Genomic DNA, 22117 nt, shown 5'->3' with positions numbered 1-22117 from the left:
GTGTCCTTTCTCGTCGAGGACTTACTTGGTGTTCCTGTCAGGGCGGTCGAACAGGCCGTACTGCTTCCCTCGCCACCGGTTCTTCGGGTTGGGGAACAACGCCCGCTGCCCCTTGACATGAGGCGGCTTGTTCCAGTTCAGAGCGGGCATCTCCGGCAGGTGGCGCAACCCGGCGGAAGGACGGGTGTTCGAGCCGGGCATGCCCAGGCGCTCCGTCGCGCGGCGGCCAGGCACTCGCGTCGGAGGCGGCGTCGGCAGAACTTCCTGGCGCCACCGCCGACCAGGGCTGGACGCCGGACCGTTCGAATCCGCGCTCGGCCCGGGACGTGGGAACAGAGTCTGCTGTCCGTATTTCGGAGACCCCGGCATGCCTCCCACCTCGAGAGCGCGCCGGCGGGGCGCACCTGTGTCCGAGGGCCCATCGCGGGGGGATGCTGCGTGTGGGGGTTGGCCCGTCCTGGGCGGTACGGATTGCGAAGGCGGCTGCGGGGGCACTCCGGCCTGACCAGAGCGAGGAGAAGGACCTTCGGCGTAGGGGTCAGCCGTACCGACCGGGTTACCGGAGCTTCCTGGCACTTCCCGACTTCCTCCCGCGACCACGGTTCCAGGGGGCGTCCCTTGTTTTCCCTGCGCTACCCTTCGAGCGTGGGAACCCTGTAGTTTCCTCCCATCCGGAGCGTTACCTCTAGCGCGAGAAGACCCGGATATCGACGAGGAATTCATAACAGGTCTCTTGAGTGTTCCCTGGCGCGTGAATCCGGGAGGGCTAGGCATCCGGAATCCGAGGTCCAGCCCATTCTTCACCAGTGTGGACGAGCCCAGATTTCCGACCTTCCGGAAGGCCATCATCCAAGCGATGTTCTTCAGCAACGCAGCGATCGGGGATGTCCCAGGGTTGGGCTGCCACACTAGCTTCATCACCCAAGTGCTGATCCTGATCTGAACATAAAGCAGAACCAAGAACAGCATGATATTCAGAAGCCAGTCTGCATCACGAACCTCGGCTTCGGGAGATGAGAGAACGGTACTGGCCAGCATAATCGTCTCGGAGCTCCCGTCCAAGACCAGAGCTTGATCGTCCAGTTCATCCTCTCTCACTGGCCGATCCTTGAACGCACCGAAAAGAGTCATCTGCCCTTCGAAAAAGAGCCTGACCATGGCGATGAAGACGATACTCTGTGCGATCGGTATCGCACAGAGACCAGCCATGCAACGCCACCAAAGTTCCGCGAGCCTGTTGGTCTGAGGGAGAGCGTGGAACATCAGGAGCATCGGTGCTGCGATGACAAGAACAATCACCATGCAGATACGAACGGCCTCGGTCAAGATCCACGTCACCAACAACACGACGACGACCACGAGAAGAAAGAGTGTGAACACGAGGGCGTCCGGAAGGAGAACGTCCATCCGATCCCGAAGGTTCTCTGCCGCTGTGCGAGCGTCGATTCCCTGGGCGGCGATAGCCACCGCAATTTGATTGGATGCACTCACCATCTCCCTGGTCGCCCAGAGAGAGAAATTTGAGGCGATGAAACCAAAGATTAGACGTGGCAGAATGTCCGCGGCTGAGTAGCGAGTTTGCACCGTCTGGAAGCACATCGCCAGCAGTCCGCCGACGACAATGAAGATCACATAGAACGCGTTGCTGGTCGCCAATATCCCATTGTGTAGAGCTTCCATTCCTGCAGTCGGCAACGGAGTAAAGAAAGCCTTCTCCGCCAACCAACCCAGGGCTGGGTTCAGTCCCGAAATGACGAAGTCGGCGAACCAATTACTGACATGACAACCAGGCTCGCCCAGTCCGCAGTCGAAGACGTCACCTTCGGTCTCCAACTCGACTGTGTCGTCATTCTCGTCCTCCTCCTGCTCTCGCAGCGGAGGTTCGTCCTCTCGGGGGTCCTCTGGTTCGGGCAGCGGCTCATCGGTGATCTCCGGCTCGGGTTCGGCCCCTTCGGGCTCCGGTTCTTCCTCGGGTTCCGGTTCGGGCTCCTCAGGCGGCGGGAGAGGGTCATCGGAGGGAGGTGGCAGCGGCTCATCCGTTGGCGGCTCGGGCTCGGTAGGCATCCGCAGTCCTGTGGTGACGCTCATGTGCCGTCACCACCCGCACTGATGATCCAGTCCAGGATCTCCATGAGCACGGTGGCCAGGATGGCGATCCCGTACCCCAGGGATGCCCCGGTCAGCGCACGTTTGGCACCGTCGACAGCACCGGGCTCGCCATTAGCCACCAGCCAGCGAACCCCGGCGATCGTCAGGAAGAGGGTCCCCAAGGCCGAGGCGATCGCGATGAGTACGAGTCGTACCCGGTTCACGACCGCTCGGATGCGGGTTGTGGATTCCTCGGCGGACTCATCGGGCCCTTCGACAGGGGGATCCTGCTCCGCCCAGACCCAGGCAGCGTCTGCACCGGCCACAAGATCGCCGAACAGCGCCACCCACATCGCGGCACAACCCGCCAGCGTCGACAGCACACACCAGCGCAACGCCCGCTGTGCCGGGGTACGGCTGCATTGTTGTGTTCGCACTCGTCCCACCTGCTCCTTCGTGCCGGGCGCGGGCACCAGGAGCTGTGCTCGAGCTGCTCCTGGTGCCCGGTTGCGCCCTTAAGAAGCCAGCGGCAAGGACGAATGCGACACGAGAGCAGGGGGATTCTTGGTCAGAGCAACGAGACCCGGCTCCGGGTTGCCGGGGGCGGGCGTTTCGCGGACACGGGTGAGGGCGTCGGCGATGGTCACTTCGCCGGCGTGGACGGCTGCGACGAGCCGTGCTTCGGCACGTTCACGGCGCTTGGCTGCGGCCTTGTAGGAGACACCCAGTTCACGAGCGACCTGCGCCAGGGGAACGTTCTCCGTCCGTGTTCGGACGATGAGACGCGCCTGGTCCGTCGAGACCACACCGTTTCGTACTGCGGACACCAGGAGGAGTTCAGGGTTCGCGGTGACGCTCTCCCCGGGGCTTTCCCTCTGTCCGATCTCGTCATCCGGGACCGGGGCTTCCGCTTCGTGCTTGCGGGCCGAGAGCGCCGCTCGGAGCGCGGGGCGGGTCAGGTACCAGGCCAACCGCGCGTAGTCGAGGTTGATGGTGCGCACCCGGCCGATGACGTCACAGAGGATCGCTGACTCCACCGACTCAACGCCGCTCGGTGTCAGGTTCCGGCAGGCGCGCCGTGCTACTGAACGGAGCGCAGGCATGCACAGCCCCAGGGCACCCACCATCCAGTCCTGGGAGAGCCGCGCAGCCCCGATGGTGTGCCGCCACACCGCATCGCGAACGGCGTAGGGGGTGCTCCGCGTCATCAGGACCTCACGCAGTTCGTAGAGCGAGTAGGTCCGTTCCTGCAACCAGGGGTGGACGTGGCCTCCCTGGAGAGTCAGATGGGTGGGTGCCAGGTGCACGAAGTGGGATTCGACGATTTCCAGCGGCGACGGCGTGTGAGCCACGGGCGCTCCTCGAGTAGCCGGTGTTCAAGGACACCGGCATCCCACCGAGGGCGCTTCTCACGGGCTGCTCACACGTCGCTCACCACGGTCTCGAACCGAGCTCAGTACGCACTCATTGCCCACTCGCGCAGGTAAAGGTTCCACCAAGAACCTGGCTCCTCCTCACAGGAGCGTTTCCGCCGACCCTGCCCTCACCTGCACAGATACCCTCATGAGCACTGCGCGAGCACCAATCAGTTCGTGCACACCTCAGGGGCCCGCAAATTCTTCCGACACGAACATGCGGAATATCGACATTCACGAACACTCAAACATGGTGCGCCAGACATAGATCTGAGGGGCCGGCCGACGTCCCAGCCAACCCCTCATCACCGGTGGAGGATCAGGGCTCTGCCTGAAGGCCCCGCTTACGGCTCCCGCGAAGCGAAGGATTCTTCCTGCTTCGAAGCACTTTCAGGACTTCCTCGGAGGAACCGAGGACGCTCCGGTTCTCCTCAACGAGCCGCAGCTGCGCGGACCCGTAGAAGACCACGAGGTCCTCGCCGACACTCTTCACCTCCGCGCTCTTCATACCGATGGTGGGATCGGTCAGCGCCGTGGCGACAAATTCCGGGTTTGGGAAGCCCTTCCACCGAAGTGTCCAATGGTCTCCGGATCCCCATAGCATCTTGCCCGCACCAGCCTGGTAGGGGAAGGCGTCAGGGACGTCGTGGGGAGGAAAATGCCAGCCTGCGGTCGCCCACGAGCGGTCCGGAGACCGTAGTGCCATCCGAGTAAACAGTCCTGACAAGAGTCGGAGGCTGCTGGTGCTCATGGGAGGCACAGCGCCCCACTCGCTGCGTTCCACCGAGCTCATGGGGTGTTCCAGCATCGGCACATCCTTCGCCTGCCAACTGCCGGAACAGGGTAGCCCGCACCTGAGGCGCATCCCTGCCCGGCCCCGAGAACGCACCAAGAATGTCGCGCCCGTGGGCACGTGCCAGAACCGCGTGTGATCCGGGCCGTAGCACACAGCCCTCATGCCGGGGATCCGATACTCATGCTCGAAGCCCGACAAAATCAGGCGGTTGGCAACGTTCTCCGGTACGTCGGTGACGATGTGGAGGTCGTCAAACCGAGGTGACAAATGGAAGGCATAGACGTTCAAGATATGGGCGCCCCAGTCCCGCGGCGGTGCCCCCAGGTAGTCACTGTTGAACACCGCAACAGCCAAAAGCGCCCGGAGCGCCTGCTGCTGAGGGGTGCAGGCGTCCAGCCCGTGGTCTTCTTTGGCCCGGGGAACGCCGACTTGGGCTTCCAGCAAGGATTCACCGGTGTACCGGGACCGGCTCCTGGCCGTGCGTCGCTGGACGGAATTCGATGACATGGGTCTCCGTATCCACGTCTGCCCGGCCAAACGCAAGAACAAGACCATCCCCGAAGGGGCCGTAGTCATCACTCGTCTGCTAGGCGGAGCAGATGTGCCACATCCTTCAGCGCCAGGTCAGGANNAACCCGCCGTTCCACACACCATAGACGACCCAGGGCATGCCATTAGGCAAGCACCACGCGTTTCCTGCGCCGACTGTGAAGATGACAGCAACTCCCATCTTTACGAAGGCCCTGCCCCGCGCAGCTGCACACCCACATGACTGATACCCGGGAGCGATGCCATGGGGCGGCAGCCAGGACCGGAGTGCGAACGCCCACGGCCTGGCCGTGGCCTGGGCGCACTCACCCAGTCGAGAGCGCGGAGGACCGCGAGGGCCGTCCCCGGGTGGGATGTGAGCGCCCACTAGCCCTTGCGGATGATTGGGCGTGGGCTGAACACGTTCCCCCAAGCTGCCGCCAATCCGGCCACGCCTGCGAGAGCCCACATCCATGGGAGGGGAAAGCACAGCCCACGGGGCCCGGTACTTCTGATCCGTGACACCGGGCCCCGCCTCGTACAGCTACTGCGGAGCAAGCTCGGCCACAAGGTTCTCGGCGTAGGGGCGTAGGCGTGCGTGGAGGTCGTCGCGCTCGCTCGCCTGAATGATCTCGGCACAGATCACCAACTGAGCGAGACGTCCGGTCAGCGTCACCAACTCGGCTGCGAACTCCTTGCGCACACGCTCGGAGACAGAGGGAACGGGCAGGCTATATGCGAGGAGGACGGCCGCGTCATAGCCGGCGGGCGCTGCACCCCAGCCCTCCCAGTCGAGAAGCTGCAACGGGTTCGCGGTGAGGTTGGCCCAATGGAGATCTCCGTGGGCCGTACGCCAATCGCCAACGGTGAGGTCCGCTCCTTCCAGTTCGGGAAGGAAGCCAGGAATTCGGTTGATGAACGCCTGCGTCATCACCTCCCGGCCTGGTGGGAGCGAGGCGCGCCCCACGGCGTTGGCGGCGGCCCGCAAGCTCCGCCACCAGTCGTCGGACACCTCAGGGGGCGATGTGAGAACCGGGGAATCAGACAGCGTGCGCCCTCGGGCCCGTTCCCACAGGTGAGCCCGGAAGTAGACGCCATCTGCCGACCACGTGTAGTCGGCGAGCAGCCTCGGTCGCGGAACGTCGTCGCTGAGGACCTCCTCCGCCAGCGTCGCACCCTCCCAGATCTTGCCTTCCGGACGCGGGGAGGACATCACGCGCAACCACGCCTCACCCCCGGTCGGTGCCTTCACGGGACCACTCAGAGTCCTGTCCCCGACTCCCGAATGCAGGGCGATGCCCGGGATCGCTGTCGCCCCGAGGTATTCGACGGCATGGTGCCATTGGGCGGTCAGGTCATGTGGGTTCCGGGTCGAGGAGTTCACAGAGTTCCTTGAGTCGGTGGTCAGGCAAGAGATCACGCACGGCTTCGGCCGCCTGCTTCCAGTGACCGGCGTTCGTGGTGCTGATGAGCAGGCCGGTCAGTCCAGGGGCGGAAGCGGTCATCAGCAAGGCCGCATCAACCCCGCTGGCCCCTGGTCTCACGATGTCAGCGAGCTTCGGCCTGATCAGGGAAGGGAGCTCGCCGCCGTGAAGAGGCGCGGAAGCCCAGGACTGCAATCCTGCCTCGTTGGCCTCGTGGAGGGGTCCGCATCCATTGAGGCTCTGCCGAATCGGGGCCACGTTGACCATGGACACGGGGAGTTGAATAGCCGTTAGGGCCGTCTGTGTGCTCCCGGCTGCTTCTCGCGCCAAGCGGACCAGATCGGAGACCGTGAACGCTCCGCAGTCGAACCCGGTCCAAGTGGCCACTCCATAGCCACGGATCATGCCCCGTGCGGCTTCATCTTCGAGTGCGGCGAAGGCGGCACGGATTCGAGCGTGAAGGTCGCTGCGCTCTTCCTGGTGCTCGGGGTTGTGCAGATAGACGATGTCCGGCGTAAAGCGCCGGAGTTCGATCCTGGACATGGCGATCTGGTGGCGCACGTACGCAGGGGCGATGCTGTGGCCGAAGGCCGCTTCCTCGTCTGTGAGCGCTCCGGCGGTGAGGGCGACCTGAGCCTGCCCTCGTGTCAGGTATCCGACCTTGGTGGCGACCTTCACGTTCGGGTGCGTGCGCAGTACAGGCGCGAGGGCCGCCTGATGGGCGCCGTGGCCGTAGACGGGCGCGGTGTCGATGAGGGCGCAACCGGCCGAAGCCGCGATGCCGGCCGACGTGGCTGCATCGCGGCTCCGGTAGGTCCCCATTCCGAGGAGGGTCACGTGCCGACCTCACAGACCAGGGCCCCGTCGTCCATCAGGGTGCGCAACAGCTTTGCCACGGCGGAGGGCGGCGCATCCGGAACCAGCTCGCTCAGTTCCTTGACACTGCTCGTGCCGTTGCGGTGCAGGTGGTTGATCATCGGGCCCACCTTCGCCGGGAACCGCCAGCGACGTCCCTGCGCTGCGTAGGCGACCACGTCCCCGTCCACGGTCACGGATCCTCGTAGGGAGGCCAGTCGGACCAACGTGTCATCGGTGAGTTCGCCGGTCACCGCAACTGGGAGGCTGAAGACGGGACGGGGCTCGTCCGTCGCGTCCAGGTAGCTCCAGTACTCGTCCACCACAACGGCCGATTCCAGCTTCTTGCTGATCAACTCGGCGATGGATCGAGACCACGGGCCGTATTCGTCGGGCCGATGTGGGACGTCGGTACGTACTGCTTCGTGCTCGATCAGCTGATGCGTCAACCAGCGCAGGAAGTCCGCACCGGTAGTTGTGACCAGGCCGCACGTCAGGTGCAGGCTCGGTTCCCCCTCCGAGGCCGCGACCGCGTGCCAGCAGCCCCGGGGCACGTGGAGGATGTCCCCGGGGCCCATGACGAACTCGTCAATGGGTTCGGTGGGTTCCTCGGTGGAGAACTCGACATCGTGGTGAAGAGGTGCGACGCGGGTGGTCCCGTAGATGCGCCAGCGCTTGCGCCCTGAGACCTGGAGGATCAACACGTCATGGTCGTCCCAGTGGACGCCGAATCCCTGCTTCGAGGTCCAAGAGGCATAGGCGTTCACCTGGATGGTGGTGCGCAACCAAGCTTCCAGCTCCGTGACGACCCTGCGAATCGGGGGGTGCATCTCTTCAATGGCGTCGACGACCAGAGTCGCGCCCTCCCGAAGCTGCTCATGGAACAGGTTCGGAATCGGAGCGTTCCAGTCGGCCATCCGACGGTAGCGACGCAGACGGGTGTACGTGCTCGTGTCGATGAGTTCGCCGGCCGAGAGCCTCATGCGGGGTGGGTCGAGGCGTTGTGTGGCGAGCAGGTTGTTCAGCGCTGGCCACGTGAGCAGCTCGGCGAAGACGTCTTCTTGCCCCTCGGGGGCCGGGTAGCGGTGGTGTTCGCGGCCGAGCACCTGGGCGGGGAACACGTCCCCGCCCAGACGGCCGCTGATCAGGTCAGCGGTCACGGTGTGCTCCTACAGGGCGCCGTCGTTGGTGTCCGAGCGGCCGGTGCTGCCGCCGTCCGAGGGCTGGTCTCCCCGGGAGCGGACGGAGGCGATGTCTTCCACCGACATCAGAAGGTCGTCGTCGGAGTGCTGCGTGCTGGTGTCCATCAAGACTCCTTGTGAGTGAGGTTTCGGGGGGTGTGCACACCCGTTGCGGCGGGGCTCGTGGGCTTGGCATCGCTTCCTTTCTGCCGGGCGGCGAGAAGTGGTCCCCCCACCAGGTGTCGACCGTGGTCATCTCCCGCCGCTGCGGCCCGTCCGGCCGGATTCCTGGGGAAGTTCCGACCGGACGGGGTTCAGGCTCCCGCCGCGACCGGCTCCGGCATCAAGCGGGAGAGTTCGTGTGCGTCGGCCTCGGCGCCGTTCGCTGTGGCGACGCTGATCAGCTCGTTCAGCAGGGTTCGTGCCTGGCCGGCGGAGCCCGCGCCTTCCAGAGCCAGAGCGAGACTGCGGCCCGTCCGGATCTGCTGGTAGTGGTCGCCTTCAGCAACGAACCAGCGGTACGCCGGTTCGAGAGCGCTGATGGCCTGTGCGAAGGCGTCTTCGTCGCGGTAGGTCTCGCCGATGCGGCGCTGCATCAGCACCACCGCGCGCTCCCGGCCCTCCGCCGCGAAGCGCTCGCGAGCTTCGCTGACTAGTTCCCTCGCCTTCTGGGGCTGCTTCTTTTTCAGGGCGAGCATGCCGAGCGCCTCCAGACAGGACGCCTGTCCCAGGAGGTGTTCGGCCTCCGCCCAGCGCGCGCGGGCACGCAACAGGTAGGACTCGGCGCTGACGAGGTCGTCCTGCCACAGGTGGTACTCGCCCAGGGACGCAAGGATGCGCGCGAGCGGAGCGGCGCCGCATTCGCGGGCCGATTCCAGGGCGATCTCGTGGCTGGTCTTCCAGCTGGTCCAGTCCTTGCGGACGTGCAGCCACGCGTGAAGGGCCTCGGCCAGCTTCCAGGCGGCTTCATGCCGCGCGTTCGCGTTGGCGATCCGGATCGCCCCGCGGGTCACCGGAGCGGCGAAGTCCATCCACGCGAGCGCCTCCTTGTAGGAGTCGAAGGCGTCATGCCGGGCGCTGCTGTAGTTGGCCAGGGTCCAGCGGCGTGGGTTGATCCTGCGGTCGGCCGCCTGCGCGAGCGGCAGGAAGATGTCGATGAGGTCGCCGGTCACGCGTTCGGCTGCATCCAAGCTGGAGTCCACGTGTTGGGTTCCTTTCGTTAGCCGGGGTGGAACGGCGCGGCAGTGCGGGGCGCGCTGGCTGGAGGGAGGAGCGCTCACCGCGCACGGGCGGGTTCGACCGCACCGCCGCGCCGGGTCATCGGGGTCGGTTCCGAGGAGGGAACCCTCGGTGGGATCGGGTGCCGCGTGTTTCGGCGGCTCGCAGGTCGGCGATGATCGGCGACCACATGACCCACCAACGCGGGCGTAGCTGCGCGTGGTGGATCTCGGCCTGTTCGTAGAACTCAATGTCATCAGCGACCTGCCACCCCATCGCTGCCCCTTACCGCAGGTCAGCCCGGTCGAGGATCGCCCAGACCGTGAGCGGTCCGCCCACGACGCCCAGGACTCCCGTCCGCCTACTCACCTCGCCCACAATGGCCAGGCCGCGCCCGTGGTCGGAGTCGACCGGTCCCCCACCCCAGTCGGGAAACGAGCACTTGTCGGTGACCCGGGGGCCACCATCGGTGACCTCAAGGCGGAGGCACGAAGGGGTCATGAACGCGATCTTGATAGTGAAGAATCCACCCGGGCGTCCACTCGCCGTGTGTTGGAGCGCGTTCGACACGAGTTCGCTCGTGACCAGCTCCAGCATGGACGCCTCCGCAGGGGGAAAACCGGTTACCTGTCGGGCCCATCGCCGCGCCCCCGCGGCGGCGTGGGAGGAGGAGCTGAACACCGCGGCGTGCCTACGGCCTCCCCTCCGCAGCTCTCCATTCGAGTATCCCGGTACGCGCCGGGGAAGCGGGTGGGCCGCCGACATCACTCCCATGCCTCTCACCTCTGTTCACCTCTGCAGGGCCGTACGTGCTCACTGGCTGCTTGTCGTTCTCGATCGAACACGTTCAGCAACCAAAAAACACCAGGGTTGGAGCCATAGTTTTTATGCGCCAGGCATCAGCTCTGAAGTGGGAAAACGTGAACCAGATCCACTTTCTATGTCGCAGTACGTGGGCCTGGAATGACCTTCGCCGTTGCGGTTGCGGAATCCTTGGGCACCCTGTTATTGCGCCGCCGGAAGGAGAACGATGCCCAAGTGGACGAAAGCAGCAATCCGCTCACTCGTTGATCGCATGCGACAACAAGGGCGATCCGACGACGAAATCGCCCATGAAGTGCGGTCGGAAACCGGTGTGAGCCCTCTCTGCGCATACCGGCAGGTACGCGGATGGAGTCAGGCGGAGGCCGCAGCTCGCTTCACCGAAGCGACCCCCGGGCACTTGCTGGACCAAGCGACTCTAAGCCGGGTGGAGCTCTGGCCGAAGCCCGGAGGACGCGCGCCGCAAGCGGTCCAAGTCGTCGCCCTCGCACGCCTCTACGGAACGGCGCCGCTCAACGTGCTCAGCGCGGAGGGCCTTGACCGTCTCGGTGAAAGCGAGCGCGAGGTCCTCCAACGCGTCAGTCAACCGTCCCCGACGCCACCGGAAAACACCTCCTCAGGGTCGCTGCACACCCATACGCCTGTACAGATTCACCATTCACCCTCTGAGAGGAAGGTCGAGATGGCCGCCCAACGAGCAGTCCGGTTCGGTGCGCTGGTGGAAGGCACCACCACAGGGCCGGAGACCATTCAAGCCCTCTACGAGGAAACCGCACGCATCTCACGTGAATACCCCCGTGTCGCGCTGAACGACGTCCTCAGTGACCTCATCGAAGCGCAGGACGTCACGTTCGTCCAGCTCGAAGGCCGACAGAAACCGCGCTACGGCAAGGACCTCTACGTTCTCGCTGGGCTTCTCAGCCTCATGCTCGCCAAGGCCAGCCACGACACCGGGGATCCCCGCTCGGCCATGAAACAGGCGAGGACCGCCGCGATCTGCGCGGAGCAGGCCGACCACCCGGGTCTCATGATCCGTGTGCGCGCACAGCAAAGCCTGATGGCCTACTGGGCCGGCTGGACCAGCGAAGCCGCTCGCTATGCCGACGCAGCCGAAGCCCTCACCGGCCGTACGACGGGTAGCGGCGCCGTCTGGCTCGCAGCTCAGAGCGCGCGCACCTGGGCAGCGCTCGGCGATGGAGAGAAGGCCGTTGCAACGCTCACCCGAGCGGCCGAGCTCCGGGAAGCCATGGAACCCGACGACCTCGACTCGATGGGCGGTCTCATGCGCTTCGCACCGTGCAGGCAGGAGTACTACGAGGCTGAGACACGCATATGGGTCCCGGGAGATGAGCCCCAGGCGAAGGAAGCCGCGCAACGTGCCGTGGCCTCCTATGAGGCAGCCCACCAGGAGAACAGCGACGACTGGGCGTTCGGCGACGAAGCGGGCTCACGCACGGACCTGGCGTTCGCCCACGCCTGTCTCGGGGAGATCGAAGGGGCGAAGGAGGCCCTCACACCAGTTCTCGACCTCCCCGCCAACCGGAGGATCGCGGGCATCGTGCGAAGCGTGATGCGGGTCCATGACCCGTTGCGTAAGCCCGAGTACACTGGGAGCGCAACGGTCCGACAGCTCAGGGAAGCCATGGACGTCTACGCCCAGACTCCCACCGCTTCCATCACGGCAGGCTAGCCTCGGCACATGTTCCCAGTCTCCCTCACCGGCCCATCACTGACCCTTCGAGAGATGCAGCCGGACGACGTCGAGGCCTTGCACAGCGTCTATGGCGACGCCACGACCGTCGAGCACCTCAGCTTCACTCCGCGCACCGTGACCCAGTGCTCGACGGTCATCGATTCCGCTGTGCAAGACGCACAGACTGACCCGCGCACGGTCTACATGCTGGCCGCGGAATTCGACGGCAGGCTCGTCGGCGCAGCACGTATGGCCCAGGACGAGCGCCCCCATTCGGCTCAGATCGGGTTCGCGATCCGCCATGACTTGTGGGGACGCGGCCTCGGCGCAGAGCTCGTCGAGCTCCTCCTCAGGCTCGGGTTCGAGCAGCTCCGGTACGCCCGCATCTGGGGCGCACGTTCGCCCGAGAACCCGGCCTCGCAAGCCGTGATGAACCGAGCCGGCATGGTCGAGGAAGGCCGCATCCGCAGGCACCTCCGAACCGACACCGGATGGCGTGACTCAATCGTGCACTCGGTCCTCTGCGACGAGTGGAGCGCCTGAAGACGTACACCAGCCGTCGCACCATATGAAGTGCGGTGCACGGACAGGAAATGGTGAAACGCTCGGCCGAATGCGCCCGGCCGAGCGTTTTACGCGAGCCGACACGAGGTGGTCGCCCACGACTAACCCGAAGTCCATTTAGTAGAAAAACTTCTCCGAAGACGGAAACTCATACCTGCAGGCTCATCCGGCCGACCGCAGCAGCCATGTGGCCGGTGAGGCGGGCGCCAGCCCGCCCTCCCAGGACCACAGCCAAGTGGGTCAAGAGTTCGTTCAGGTGCGGGGTGCGCCGGGCCTCCCCGCGCGAGCGGGGGTGAGTGGGGCAATCCTGCGCATGCGCGAACCTCCGTGTAGTCCTCCCCGCGCGAGCGACAGTGAGCCGTCCCGGCCGTCGNAGCGGTTGCGGCCGGTGTGGGAGCCGATGATGTGCCACCGGTGCTGCAGCCGCAGGCGCGGTGGGAAGGCCCAGCAGGTGCAAGGTGAGCAGGCGCTACTGAAACGCGGATCCCGAGCCAGCTCTCGCCAGTCGTTCACAGTCTACCGAAATTATCCCCCGCCATATCTGATACGAGTGAGTCGTACTTGGCGCGCACCGGTGCCCTCAGGCCAGATGGAATTTCCGTTATCATTTCCTCGATGCGTTCGAGTTCGCCCACACGGGTGGCAATGTTTGGGTAGTCGATGACGAATCCTTGCGTGTCCACCTCGATCTCCGCTTTGAATTCAGAGTCCCGGTCGCTCAGCTTGATCATCGCTGGACCGTCGCTATTGGAGGGGAGTCGTTGGTAATCTTGCCTCGAACGGTGGACGGCCAGCGAGGGCAGGTCGATCCACGCCATGACGTGGGAGATGGATTCTTCGACTGCGGGGCTAGGTTTTGCAAGTCCTGATCTGCGCACAGGCATGATGTTCGTGAGAGGCGACAGCCAGAGATCGCAATCGACAGCGTCATGCAAGTCGGGAAGTTCTGGGTCGGCCTGCCTTCCGCCTTCGGTTTGCAGCAGCGCCGTCCACAAACCCTGCTCCGAGCGTTCCAGGTGCAGCGAGCGATCTCGCGCGGGACCTTGCACTGTCACGTCAATGGTCCGGGTTCGGTATTGCGGCCCTGAGATCAGGTCGAAGGTGACGAAATAGGGTTCGTCTTCATCATGGAAGGAGCCCGAGTGTGCTCGTAGATAGGTTCCGTCGATCGTTCCGCAGGCGAAGACAAACCCCTTGTCGTGGGCCATCTTCCACGCACGCATGAACCTTGAGCGCATAAGGTGATCTCTCATGCACCCAGGGTAAGGCTTGCGGCGTGCTCGGACAACCGCCCCGCTCACAGGAGGCTGCTGAACGGAGCGGTTGCCCTCACTCGCCGTGGGTGAACTCAGAGGTTACTGCGACGCGAACAAAGCTGCGGTGAACTCCTCGCGCTGTACCACCGCGCGCGTGTGTGTCCCCTGCAAGACACAGGAGCGCGAGTCCCAAGCTTGGACTCGGAAAGAGAATTTGCGGTCGGAGCACCGCTCGAGTGTTGCGGTGATTTTCACGTGATCTCCGAGCACGGTGGGCGCCAGGTGCGCCGAGTTGTGCGCGACCCCCAGCGACATCTCTCCTGGGCCGACGGCCTTTTCCATAAGCTGCTGGCAGGCTACTTCTCCCAACCAGAGCAGGACCGGGGTGGCAAGCACATCCAGCGCGTTTCCCCAGTTCGCGGCGGTGTCAGAAGGGGCAACCACGTGCTCGATGGTGTGTGAGGCGCCCGCGAGCGTGTCCGGGTCGGTGGGGGTGCTTCCGGAGGGGATGGCTTCGGGTCGGTCGGTCATGACACTCCTTCGGTCGTCAGGTGGTATTGAGGTACCGCTTCTCGAACAGTTCGAGAGTTGAGCGCAAACGGGTGACCAGTTCTTCAACCTCACCTTCGGTGATGGTCAGGGCTGGTGCTACCAGGACCGATTCGGTCGCGCTGTCTACCCCCGATGGATAGAGCAACAATCCCTCTTCTTGAGCCGCCTGGACCAGCCCGGCGGCGCTGGCTAGCGGAGTGCGTCCGCTGGTGCGCAGAGCGAGGCCCTGAAGCAGGCCGGCGCCGCGCACTCCTTCGAGGGTTGCCGGATGTTCGCCCAGCAGGCTCTTCAACCGGCTTCGTAGGAGTTCGCCCATCTCTTTGACGCGTACGGTGATGTCCTCGCGGCGGAGGTAGCGAACGACCGCCAATGATGTGGCGGCAGCGAGGGGATTGCCGGCCATGGTGTGGCCGAAGACGTAATCTTCGGCTGGGCTACGCAACTCACGTTCCAGGCCGGCCTGTACGAGTACGGCTGACATGGTGGCGTACCCGGCAGTCAATCCCTTGCCTACCGCGATCAGGTCGGCGACGGCACCACCAGCTGCCGAAGCGAACCAGGTGCCGGTACGTCCCAACCCTGTCATCACCTCGTCGGCGATAAGGAGGAATCCGTGCTGGTCGGCGAGCTCGCGCAGCGCAGGCAGTGTGTCGGCGTCGGGGACCGCAGCGCCAGTGGCCGCCCCGCCGACGGGTTCGACAATGACGGCAGCGATCCTTGAGGGGCCTGCTTCCTGGATAGCTCGGTTCCAGTCGTGTGCATCGGCGCGCTGACCGGGGGTCTTCGGCCGTACGCGCTGACCGGCCGATCCGTTGTCGAGTAGAGCTTCGATGCCCACCCGACGAAGGGGGTGACCGGACAGTGATAGTGCTCCGGCTGTCATGCCGTGGTAGCTCGGTTCCTCCGTGAGGACGAGTGTGCGTTCAGGTCGTCCTCGTTCGTGGTGGTAGGCGAGGGAGAGGCGTGCGGCGGTCTCTACCGCCTCGGATCCGGAATTGGCGTACAGCACCGAGGCGCACTCTCCTGGAGCCAAGGCACGGAGTTCGCGGCTCAACTCCGACAGCGCGGAGCTGCCGAACTGCCGGCGATAGGCCGAGCACACTCGGTCGATCTGCGCATGAATCGCCGTAGTGATCTCGGGGTGCCCGTGGCCGAGGTTGGCGTTGATCGCTCCCGAGCAGCCATCCAGGTAGATACGCCCCTCGGTGTCTACCATGTGCACGCCTTCGGCGTGATCGATCAGTGGTGTTTCCGGCATGGCAGCCCCTCTCAGTACCACGTCATCGTCATAGCACCGGCGGTCATGCCGCCACCCACGGCAGCCAGGAGGATTCGCTCTCCCCGTTGTAGGGGGCGCTCGATGTGCGATTGGTGCAGAGTGAGCGGGATGGAAGCGCCGGCGGTGTTTCCGAAGTCGGGCGCTGTCATGGGGGCTTTACTGCGATCGATGCCGATGAGTTCGAGGAGCTTATCGAGCATCTTCACGTTGGCCTGGTGGAAGATGACGCGGTCTACGTCATCGGTGGTCCACCCGTTCTTCTGTAATGCCTCGTCGACGAGCTTGGGTACGTTCGTCATGGCCCAGTCCTTGACCTGTGGGCCCTGCATTTGTAGCTTGTCCCGACCCTGTTCCAGGGCTTCGGGCGTGTTCGGGAGCGAGGTTCCCCCAGCGTCGACGCCGACGAAATCTGCGGTGTCCCCGTCTCCGATCAGAACGGTGGAGTGGATGCCGTAGCCTTCGGGGACTTTCCCGATCAGCACTGCTCCGGCCCCGTCACCGAACAGACTGACGGTCTTCTTGTCCGAACGGTCCATGATGGAGCTGAATTTGTCGGCGCCCACCACGACGGCGGTGGTGCCCCCGTTCGTCTCCAAAATTCCCTTGGCGGAGGTCAGTCCGCAGAGGAATCCGGTGCATACGGAATTGATGTCGAATCCGGCGGTGGGGCCGAGTCCGAGCCGCCGCTGAAGGTGCGAGGCGGTGGCGGGCTGCGGTTGGTCGGGGGTGCAGGTCGACACGACGATCAGGTCGATCTGTTCGGCCGTGTAGGGGTCATCGGCGAGCAGATCGCGCACAGCCTTTTCGGCCAGTTCAGAGGTCGGCGTCTTCGCATCCGCGTAGTACCGGGTGCGCACGCCTGTGCGCTCGGTCACCCAGTCGGGCGATGCACCGGTCCATTTGGCGATGTCCTCGTTGTCGATCGCAGTGTCGGGGATGTATGACCCGAGTTGCAGAATGCCTGTAGGCATAAGAGTCTCCTTTTCGGTTGTCATCCGTGCCGCGTATAGCTGGTGTTCTCAGGTGACCGCGGCTGCGGACGGCCGGTGAGTGGCCGACTTGACCAGGCTCAGAAGGTCTTCCAGCTCAAGAGTGGTCAGGTGGGGGTTGAGCAGGGTGAGTTTGAGCCAGACCTTCGGCGTGTGCTCCTGATCTGGCAGGGAGGCGCGGCCGAGTACAGCGTCGCCGTTGGCGAGTAGTGATCGACGGATCTCGGCGGTGATGTGGGAACCAGCGGGTTCGCCGGCCCGATCAGCGAGCGCTGGACGGAACAGCACCGTGCTGAGTTCGGGTGCTTCCATGAGGGTCAGTTCCGGGTCGGCGTCGATGAGGTGGGCGGCCGATCGAGCGATCTCGCAGCACCGGTCGACCGTGGCGCCCAAGCCCTCTCGGCCCAGCGCGAGCAGGGTGACAGCGAGTTTGAGCGCGTCGGGGCGACGGGAGGTGCGCAGGGACCGGCCGAGGAGATCGGGCAGTCCTGCTTCGGAATCGTCATCGGCGTTGAGGTAGTCGGCGCTCACAGAGAGCAGAGCGGTGTCCTCGCTGCGGGCGAAGGTGACCATGCCCGCGGCGAGTGGTTGCCCTCCAAACTTGTGGAAATCGAATGCGACACTGTCCGCCGTCTCCACCCCCGCCAACGCATGGGCATGATGATCGCTGAATAGGGCGCAACCGCCGTAGGCGGCGTCTACGTGGAAGCGGGCGCCGTGCTTTCGGCACAGGGATGCGACGCTCTCGAGGGGGTCCAGGCGGCCACGGTCAGTGGTGCCGGCTGTAGCGATGACCAAGCACGGACGGGATTCGGCCGCCAAAGCTGCATCCAGCGCCAGCGTGTCCATCCGGCCTTCAACGGTGGGAATGATCCTCGGTCGCTCCAGCTCCAGGATCCAGGCGGCACGCTGGGCGCTGTGGTGGGCACTTTCGGCGCAGAAGACCACCGGCATAGCGCCCTCGGACATGGACTTAGACCGCTCCCGGGCCACAAGCATGGCCACCAGGTTGGATTCGGTAGCCCCCGTCGTGACCAGGGCATCGGGGTCAGGTTCATCGGAATGCACGAGTTCCGCGATGGACCGGCAGAGCCGTGTTTCGACGTCGACCGACGCACCTGCCTGGTCCCAGGAGTCCAGGGATGGATTGAAGACGCCGGCCGCCAGGTCGGAAGCTACGGCCAGAGCGAAGGGTGGCGCGTGCAGATGCGCGACGCATCGCGGGTGCGAGGGATCCACGGCACCCGCCGCGACGGCCGGGAGCAGTGCGTCGATGGCCTTCTCTGCGCCGATGCCCCGTTGGGGAAGCGGATCCGGCCACTGACGGGCCAGTTCGCTCGAGGTGTCCCCCGGGCCGCCGACAGGAGCCGGACCGCTTCGACGTACCAAACCTGCACGGAGCGCGGTCAGGGTGTGTTCGGTCAGGTGGGATACCGCGGTGAGGGAGGGATCGTTTCCCGCTAGGGACAGGTCGAGTGATTCGGTTTTAAGTGGCGAGTGATGAGGGGGCTGATTGGACATGGGACCATTCCCATTCGATCGTCGATGGCCTCAGCAGTCGAACTTGCACGGAAGGGTCAGTTCCGGACAGTTTTCTTACGGGCGGTATAGGCGTTGGTACCGATGAGCACGGCCGCCAGAGCGGGCAGCACGGCCAGGCCTACCCACGTCATCGGGCTGTGCGTGCTCGCCGCTCCGAGGAAGAAACCGATGGCTCCACCAAGGGCCCAGAAGACGTCGTGTCCACCGAAGAAGGCCCCGGCGTCTTTCTCGTCGGCAAGTTCGGCGATGTAGATGTCGGCAGAGACGAAGACCAAGGTCTCGCCGATGCTGTAGAGCACCACGCACAGCAGCAGCCATAGCAGGGCCGGAACCAAGGCGATCGCTCCTATGGAGAGGGCGACCACCGTCATTCCAGTTGCGGACAACAGGAGTGCCGCACGCTTTTCGAACTGGTGGCGTAGAGCGAACACGGCCAGCACACCTGTGAGGCCGTTGACAGCGAGCACGGCACCGGCCATCTCATCCCAACCGGACAGTGCACTGGCATAGATCGGTAGTGACGTGGTGAGTTGGGAGTCGATGACCCAGAACAGCCCCATCGCGAGGCCGAACCGCAGGAACAACCCGTTTTTGAAGACACGCGTGAGCGATCCGGTGACCGTCTCCTGGGTCTGCTCGGTGCGCAGGGCGTGGCGGACACGGTAGACGGGCAGGGTGAACAGCACGGTCACGGCGCCACTGGCGATGAAGAGTAGATGGGCGTCGAGGGCGATGAGCAGGGCACCGATCCCCGGTCCGACAACGGCGCCGATGTTCTGGGCCTGGTTGAGGAAGGAGAATCCGCGTTTACGGATTTCTTCGTTCTGACCGGCCATGATGGCGCTGGCCGAGGGTTCGTACAGTGCGCCGCTGAGACCGACCATCGCCGAGCAGAAGAAGAACCAACCGAAGGAATCGCCCCCGGCGAAAGCCGCGAAGGCAGCACCTCGCAATCCCAGCCCCGTGAGCATCAGGACTACGTGCCGAGTTCGGTCGCCGATCATGCCACTGATCAGAGGCAAACAGCGAGCCGCCACCAAGTTCACCGCCAGGACGGCGCCGACCTCCCACGCGGAGAAGTCCAGGCCGAGCATGTGCAAGGCGAGGTAGGGCGCGATCGCGAACGTCCCGATGTTGAGGACGCCGGCAGCAAGGATGACGATGCGAATCTCGACGGGCAAACTGCCCAACCCTTTTCTGGGGCGTTTCCGAGAATCCTGGCTGATGTTCTGATTCGTGTCGTCGTCTGGTTCAGTCAAGGTCGGGCCTCCCTAGGCGGCGGATGGCCGATCGAGTTTAGATGGGTTCACGCGCGCAATCCGGCCAGTAGGCGCTCCGTCTGCTCCTCCAAGGCCCGAGCGTGCGCAGGAGTGTCGCCGACCACCATGTAGTCGATGACGCCGGAACGTTCGATGTCCTCGATGGGCAGGATGACGCCGGTTCGGTTCGAGTGCTCGAAGAGCAGATTCTCTGCTCGCAGTGCATCCACCAGCTCAGTGAAGTCGCGGACCTGAACCCAGTTGCGAGTCAGCACCGTATGGGTGATGCCGTAACGCTCGCCCACCAGTCGACGGGCCAGGTAGTCGAGGTGAGTGCAGTCGCCCATACGACCATTCACCTCGGTAAACAGCAGATCGCCCTCCACGGTGACAATGGAATCGATGTTCATGTAACCGCGGAACCCACGCCGCCCCGCCTCCGACGCGAGGGTCGTGCTGTGAGCGATCATGTCGGCCAGTTGGAACTCGCTGAGCCGCTTGGGAGGAATTTCCAAACCGATGAAGGTCGGTTCCATCCGCATCTCGCCGAAGTTGAGGACGCGGGGTGATTCACTGCCACCGGTGACGAAGACTTCGCTGTAGTACACCATGGTCGACGGATGGTAAACCTCGACGACAACACGGGTGTTGCGTTGCACAGCAACCTCGGGCCACAGCGAGGCTGCCAACTTATCGGAGTCGAATCCTTCCTTCACCGGAACCACACGGCTCGCGCCGGTCAACTCGTCTTCACCGTGCATGGTCACAGCGACATTTCCGGCTCCACCGGAGTTGGTGTCCTGCTTGACCATGACACGACCGTTGCGTGCGATGAGGTTCTCGACTGCGTGGGCGAGTTCAGCTGCACTGCCAGCGATCCGGCCTTCGGCGACCGGGGTGTTGCACACGTCGGCCAGTTGCCGAAAGAGGATCTTACTGTTGTAAGTCTCGGCTCCGCCGGACTGGAGAAAGTCGGGGTTGAGTTGATCGATGTCCAATTCCAGGGACCGGGCCAGCGTGACCGCGGCACGGTCGAGGAAATAGGCTTCCAGGCTCCATCCGTTGACCGAGCCAACCCGATCACGGATGCGGCGCTCGACCGTACCGTCGTTTAGGGAGTCGAAATTGAGGATGATCTGCTCGGACTCAGCGTTGCGCGGCAGGATGACGTTGTCCCTGGACAGGTTGCGGCCCAGCAACTCGTTCACGTAGTCGAGGAAGGCGTCCGAGACGCCATGCGGAAGGACTACGAGATCCTCATCCTCCGCCATGACGATGAGGCGGCAGCAGCACAGTGAGCTGAGGGCATGGATTTCGGGAGGCATGTCCGTCCCGCACATGGCGTCACTGTCGACGTTGGCTACAATAATCTTTGGCATTATGAATCCCTTTCAGTGGAGTGAATAATTCATGTCATGGTTCAGCGGAGGGCAACCATCTGGGTGAATGCATTCTTTTTCTGCATCTCTGCCGTGCCACCTGCAATGACAGCCCCCAGGGCGTCGCGCACCGAGCGGGAGACCCATCCCTCCTCATATCCGGAATGCCCGAATATGCGAAGCGCGTTCTCTGTGCCCGTCCGAAGGGATTCGGCGGCTTGGTATTTGGCGATCGAGCACAACAGGCTCGCGTCCGCTGATCCCGACATAACCGCCTCCATCGCACTGCGCGAGATCCCGCGCGTGCTTTCCACGGCGAACTTGATGTCAGTGATGCGGCCCTGGACGTACTGATGGTCAGCGAGCACGGCGTGGAACGCCCTGCGCTCGTGCACGAAGTTCAGGAGGTCATCGATCAACGGATCGAGGTAAGCCGTGGCCAGCATGCCGTAGAGCAACCGATCGAAGGCGATGATCTCGTGGATGAGGTGGAGCCCGTTGCCGGGCTCGCCGAGCACGTTGACGGGAGCGATCGGAACACCGTCGAAGTCGAGCCGGCCAGTGGGGCTCGTGTGGTTTCCCAACATCGTCTCGGCGGGGCCGCGAAGCAGCCTGGGATCTGAAGCATCGACCATGAACAACGTAGCGTTCGCCTTGGGCTCCAAATCGCCGCTGCGCCCGAGCACGAGGATCACGTCGGCGACAGGCGCATTGGTGATGTGGACCTTGGTGCCTGACAGTAGAGCGTCGTGTGGACCAGTCGTCACAGCCATTTTGCTGATGTCGGATCCGCCACTCTCCTCGGTCAGTGCCATGGAGCTGACCTGGCCGTTCAGAAGGCCGGGAAGCCAGGTTTTTTGCTGTTCGGGAGTGCCCTGTCTGACCAAGGCTCGGATAAGGCCCGCCTGGGCGACCATCGAGAGACAAAACCCGAGATCGCGTCCGCCTCGTGCTACACCCTGGAAAGCCGCGATGAAGTCCCACCAGGTGTTGTTCTCGCCACCGAGTTCTGCGGGAACCGCGATCCGCCAAATACCACGTTCACTCAGGTACCGCCAAGATTCGATATCGAATTCACGAAGGCTGTGCTGGCGGTCTGCACGTGAGCCAACCGATTCGCGCGCCCATGCTGCGAAGTCGTCTGAGATCTTCTGTTGAAATTGGGTGTTAGATTCCATATCTTTGCCTCATTGCATATTGGGGGGCGTGGACAGGAAAGATCATGGGATTTTGATCCGAATCAACCATCCTAGGTTCGGCCTAGGAAAGCACACTGG

At 64.1% G+C, this 22117-nt stretch carries 20 protein-coding genes; 2 read left to right on the top strand and 18 right to left on the bottom strand.

Annotated features, from left to right (window positions below):
• Positions 1–21: 21 nt before the first annotated feature.
• The 10 genes from D474_RS31770 to D474_RS0112850 all read right to left on the bottom strand — a co-directional run bounded on the left by D474_RS31770 (position 22) and on the right by D474_RS0112850 (position 10270).
• Positions 22–2088, bottom strand: coding sequence for a hypothetical protein (locus D474_RS31770; RefSeq protein ID WP_161628675.1), 2067 nt, complete (start codon positions 2086–2088; stop codon positions 22–24).
• Positions 2085–2525, bottom strand: a complete 441-nt coding sequence (locus tag D474_RS0112890) for a hypothetical protein (protein ID WP_026118441.1) — start codon at positions 2523–2525, stop codon at positions 2085–2087. The genes D474_RS31770 and D474_RS0112890 overlap by 4 nt, the downstream gene beginning before the upstream one ends.
• A gap of 78 nt (positions 2526–2603) precedes the next feature.
• The gene (locus D474_RS0112885; protein ID WP_017613972.1) at positions 2604–3440 is read right to left on the bottom strand and encodes a sigma-70 RNA polymerase sigma factor region 4 domain-containing protein; all 837 of its coding nucleotides are present in this window, start codon (positions 3438–3440) and stop codon (positions 2604–2606) included.
• 382 nt (positions 3441–3822) lie between these two features.
• Positions 3823–4743 carry a hypothetical protein gene (locus tag D474_RS0112880; RefSeq protein WP_152476775.1) on the bottom strand — a complete coding sequence of 307 codons (921 nt, stop codon included), beginning with the start codon at positions 4741–4743 and terminating at the stop codon, positions 3823–3825.
• A gap of 628 nt (positions 4744–5371) precedes the next feature.
• Positions 5372–6211 carry a phosphotransferase gene (locus D474_RS0112875; protein ID WP_026118440.1) on the bottom strand — a complete coding sequence of 280 codons (840 nt, stop codon included), beginning with the start codon at positions 6209–6211 and terminating at the stop codon, positions 5372–5374.
• Positions 6183–7088: an aldo/keto reductase gene (locus D474_RS0112870; RefSeq protein WP_017613969.1), complete on the bottom strand. Its 906-nt coding sequence runs from the start codon at positions 7086–7088 to the stop codon at positions 6183–6185. The genes D474_RS0112875 and D474_RS0112870 overlap by 29 nt, the downstream gene beginning before the upstream one ends.
• Positions 7085–8266 (bottom strand): cupin domain-containing protein, encoded by a 1182-nt coding sequence (locus D474_RS0112865; RefSeq protein WP_017613968.1) that lies wholly within the window; start codon positions 8264–8266, stop codon positions 7085–7087. Before D474_RS0112865 ends, D474_RS0112870 begins: the two co-directional genes overlap by 4 nt.
• A gap of 9 nt (positions 8267–8275) precedes the next feature.
• The gene (locus D474_RS32700) at positions 8276–8413 is read right to left on the bottom strand and encodes a hypothetical protein (protein ID WP_017613967.1); all 138 of its coding nucleotides are present in this window, start codon (positions 8411–8413) and stop codon (positions 8276–8278) included.
• Positions 8414–8601: 188 nt separating this feature from the next.
• Entirely contained in the window at positions 8602–9489 is an 888-nt protein-coding gene (locus D474_RS0112855) for a tetratricopeptide repeat protein (RefSeq protein WP_017613966.1), read from the bottom strand.
• 301 nt (positions 9490–9790) lie between these two features.
• Positions 9791–10270, bottom strand: coding sequence for an ATP-binding protein (locus tag D474_RS0112850; protein ID WP_083931811.1), 480 nt, complete (start codon positions 10268–10270; stop codon positions 9791–9793).
• 484 nt (positions 10271–10754) lie between these two features.
• Between D474_RS0112850 and D474_RS0112840 the strand changes: the two genes are divergently transcribed.
• Entirely contained in the window at positions 10755–12017 is a 1263-nt protein-coding gene (locus D474_RS0112840; RefSeq protein WP_239647061.1) for a hypothetical protein, read from the top strand.
• Positions 12018–12026: 9 nt separating this feature from the next.
• Complete coding sequence (locus D474_RS0112835; protein WP_026118438.1) at positions 12027–12563, top strand: GNAT family N-acetyltransferase; 537 nt, start codon at positions 12027–12029, stop codon at positions 12561–12563.
• Positions 12564–13093: 530 nt separating this feature from the next.
• On the opposite strand, the gene D474_RS31015 is transcribed toward D474_RS0112835, so the two are convergent.
• The 8 genes from D474_RS31015 to D474_RS0112795 all read right to left on the bottom strand — a co-directional run bounded on the left by D474_RS31015 (position 13094) and on the right by D474_RS0112795 (position 22018).
• Positions 13094–13837 carry a putative glycolipid-binding domain-containing protein gene (locus D474_RS31015; protein ID WP_083931807.1) on the bottom strand — a complete coding sequence of 248 codons (744 nt, stop codon included), beginning with the start codon at positions 13835–13837 and terminating at the stop codon, positions 13094–13096.
• Between the two features lie 102 nt (positions 13838–13939).
• Complete coding sequence (locus D474_RS0112825) at positions 13940–14371, bottom strand: thioesterase family protein (RefSeq protein WP_017613960.1); 432 nt, start codon at positions 14369–14371, stop codon at positions 13940–13942.
• 16 nt (positions 14372–14387) lie between these two features.
• A complete protein-coding gene (locus D474_RS28590) occupies positions 14388–15650 on the bottom strand; it encodes an aminotransferase family protein (protein WP_017613959.1) in 1263 nt (420 codons plus the stop codon).
• Between the two features lie 11 nt (positions 15651–15661).
• Positions 15662–16642 carry a 3-oxoacyl-ACP synthase III family protein gene (locus D474_RS0112815; protein ID WP_017613958.1) on the bottom strand — a complete coding sequence of 327 codons (981 nt, stop codon included), beginning with the start codon at positions 16640–16642 and terminating at the stop codon, positions 15662–15664.
• 48 nt (positions 16643–16690) lie between these two features.
• Positions 16691–18049 carry a pyridoxal phosphate-dependent decarboxylase family protein gene (locus tag D474_RS31010; protein ID WP_161628674.1) on the bottom strand — a complete coding sequence of 453 codons (1359 nt, stop codon included), beginning with the start codon at positions 18047–18049 and terminating at the stop codon, positions 16691–16693.
• Between the two features lie 188 nt (positions 18050–18237).
• Positions 18238–19461, bottom strand: a complete 1224-nt coding sequence (locus D474_RS0112805; RefSeq protein ID WP_083931805.1) for an MFS transporter — start codon at positions 19459–19461, stop codon at positions 18238–18240.
• A 47-nt stretch (positions 19462–19508) separates the two neighbouring features.
• A complete protein-coding gene (locus D474_RS0112800) occupies positions 19509–20840 on the bottom strand; it encodes a preATP grasp domain-containing protein (RefSeq protein ID WP_152476773.1) in 1332 nt (443 codons plus the stop codon).
• A 41-nt stretch (positions 20841–20881) separates the two neighbouring features.
• Complete coding sequence (locus D474_RS0112795) at positions 20882–22018, bottom strand: acyl-CoA dehydrogenase family protein (protein ID WP_026118437.1); 1137 nt, start codon at positions 22016–22018, stop codon at positions 20882–20884.
• Positions 22019–22117 lie beyond the last annotated feature (99 nt).

It is taken from the genome of Nocardiopsis salina YIM 90010, assembly GCF_000341025.1.
In the GTDB taxonomy this organism is placed as follows: Bacteria; Actinomycetota; Actinomycetes; order Streptosporangiales; family Streptosporangiaceae; genus Nocardiopsis; species Nocardiopsis salina.
This window is presented reverse-complemented; position numbering and strand designations above follow the sequence as displayed.

Coding starts and splice junctions, on each gene's coding strand:
- D474_RS0112795 (WP_026118437.1), bottom strand. CDS start 22,018: ATGGAATCTAACACCCAATTTCAACAGAAGATCTCAGACGACTTCGCA.
- D474_RS28590 (WP_017613959.1), bottom strand. CDS start 15,650: ATGCCGGAAACACCACTGATCGATCACGCCGAAGGCGTGCACATGGTA.
- D474_RS0112825 (WP_017613960.1), bottom strand. CDS start 14,371: ATGACCGACCGACCCGAAGCCATCCCCTCCGGAAGCACCCCCACCGAC.
- D474_RS0112835 (WP_026118438.1), top strand. CDS start 12,027: ATGTTCCCAGTCTCCCTCACCGGCCCATCACTGACCCTTCGAGAGATG.
- D474_RS0112850 (WP_083931811.1), bottom strand. CDS start 10,270: ATGTCGGCGGCCCACCCGCTTCCCCGGCGCGTACCGGGATACTCGAAT.
- D474_RS32700 (WP_017613967.1), bottom strand. CDS start 8,413: ATGGACACCAGCACGCAGCACTCCGACGACGACCTTCTGATGTCGGTG.
- D474_RS31015 (WP_083931807.1), bottom strand. CDS start 13,837: ATGAGAGATCACCTTATGCGCTCAAGGTTCATGCGTGCGTGGAAGATG.
- D474_RS31770 (WP_161628675.1), bottom strand. CDS start 2,088: ATGAGCGTCACCACAGGACTGCGGATGCCTACCGAGCCCGAGCCGCCA.
- D474_RS0112800 (WP_152476773.1), bottom strand. CDS start 20,840: ATGCCAAAGATTATTGTAGCCAACGTCGACAGTGACGCCATGTGCGGG.
- D474_RS0112815 (WP_017613958.1), bottom strand. CDS start 16,642: ATGCCTACAGGCATTCTGCAACTCGGGTCATACATCCCCGACACTGCG.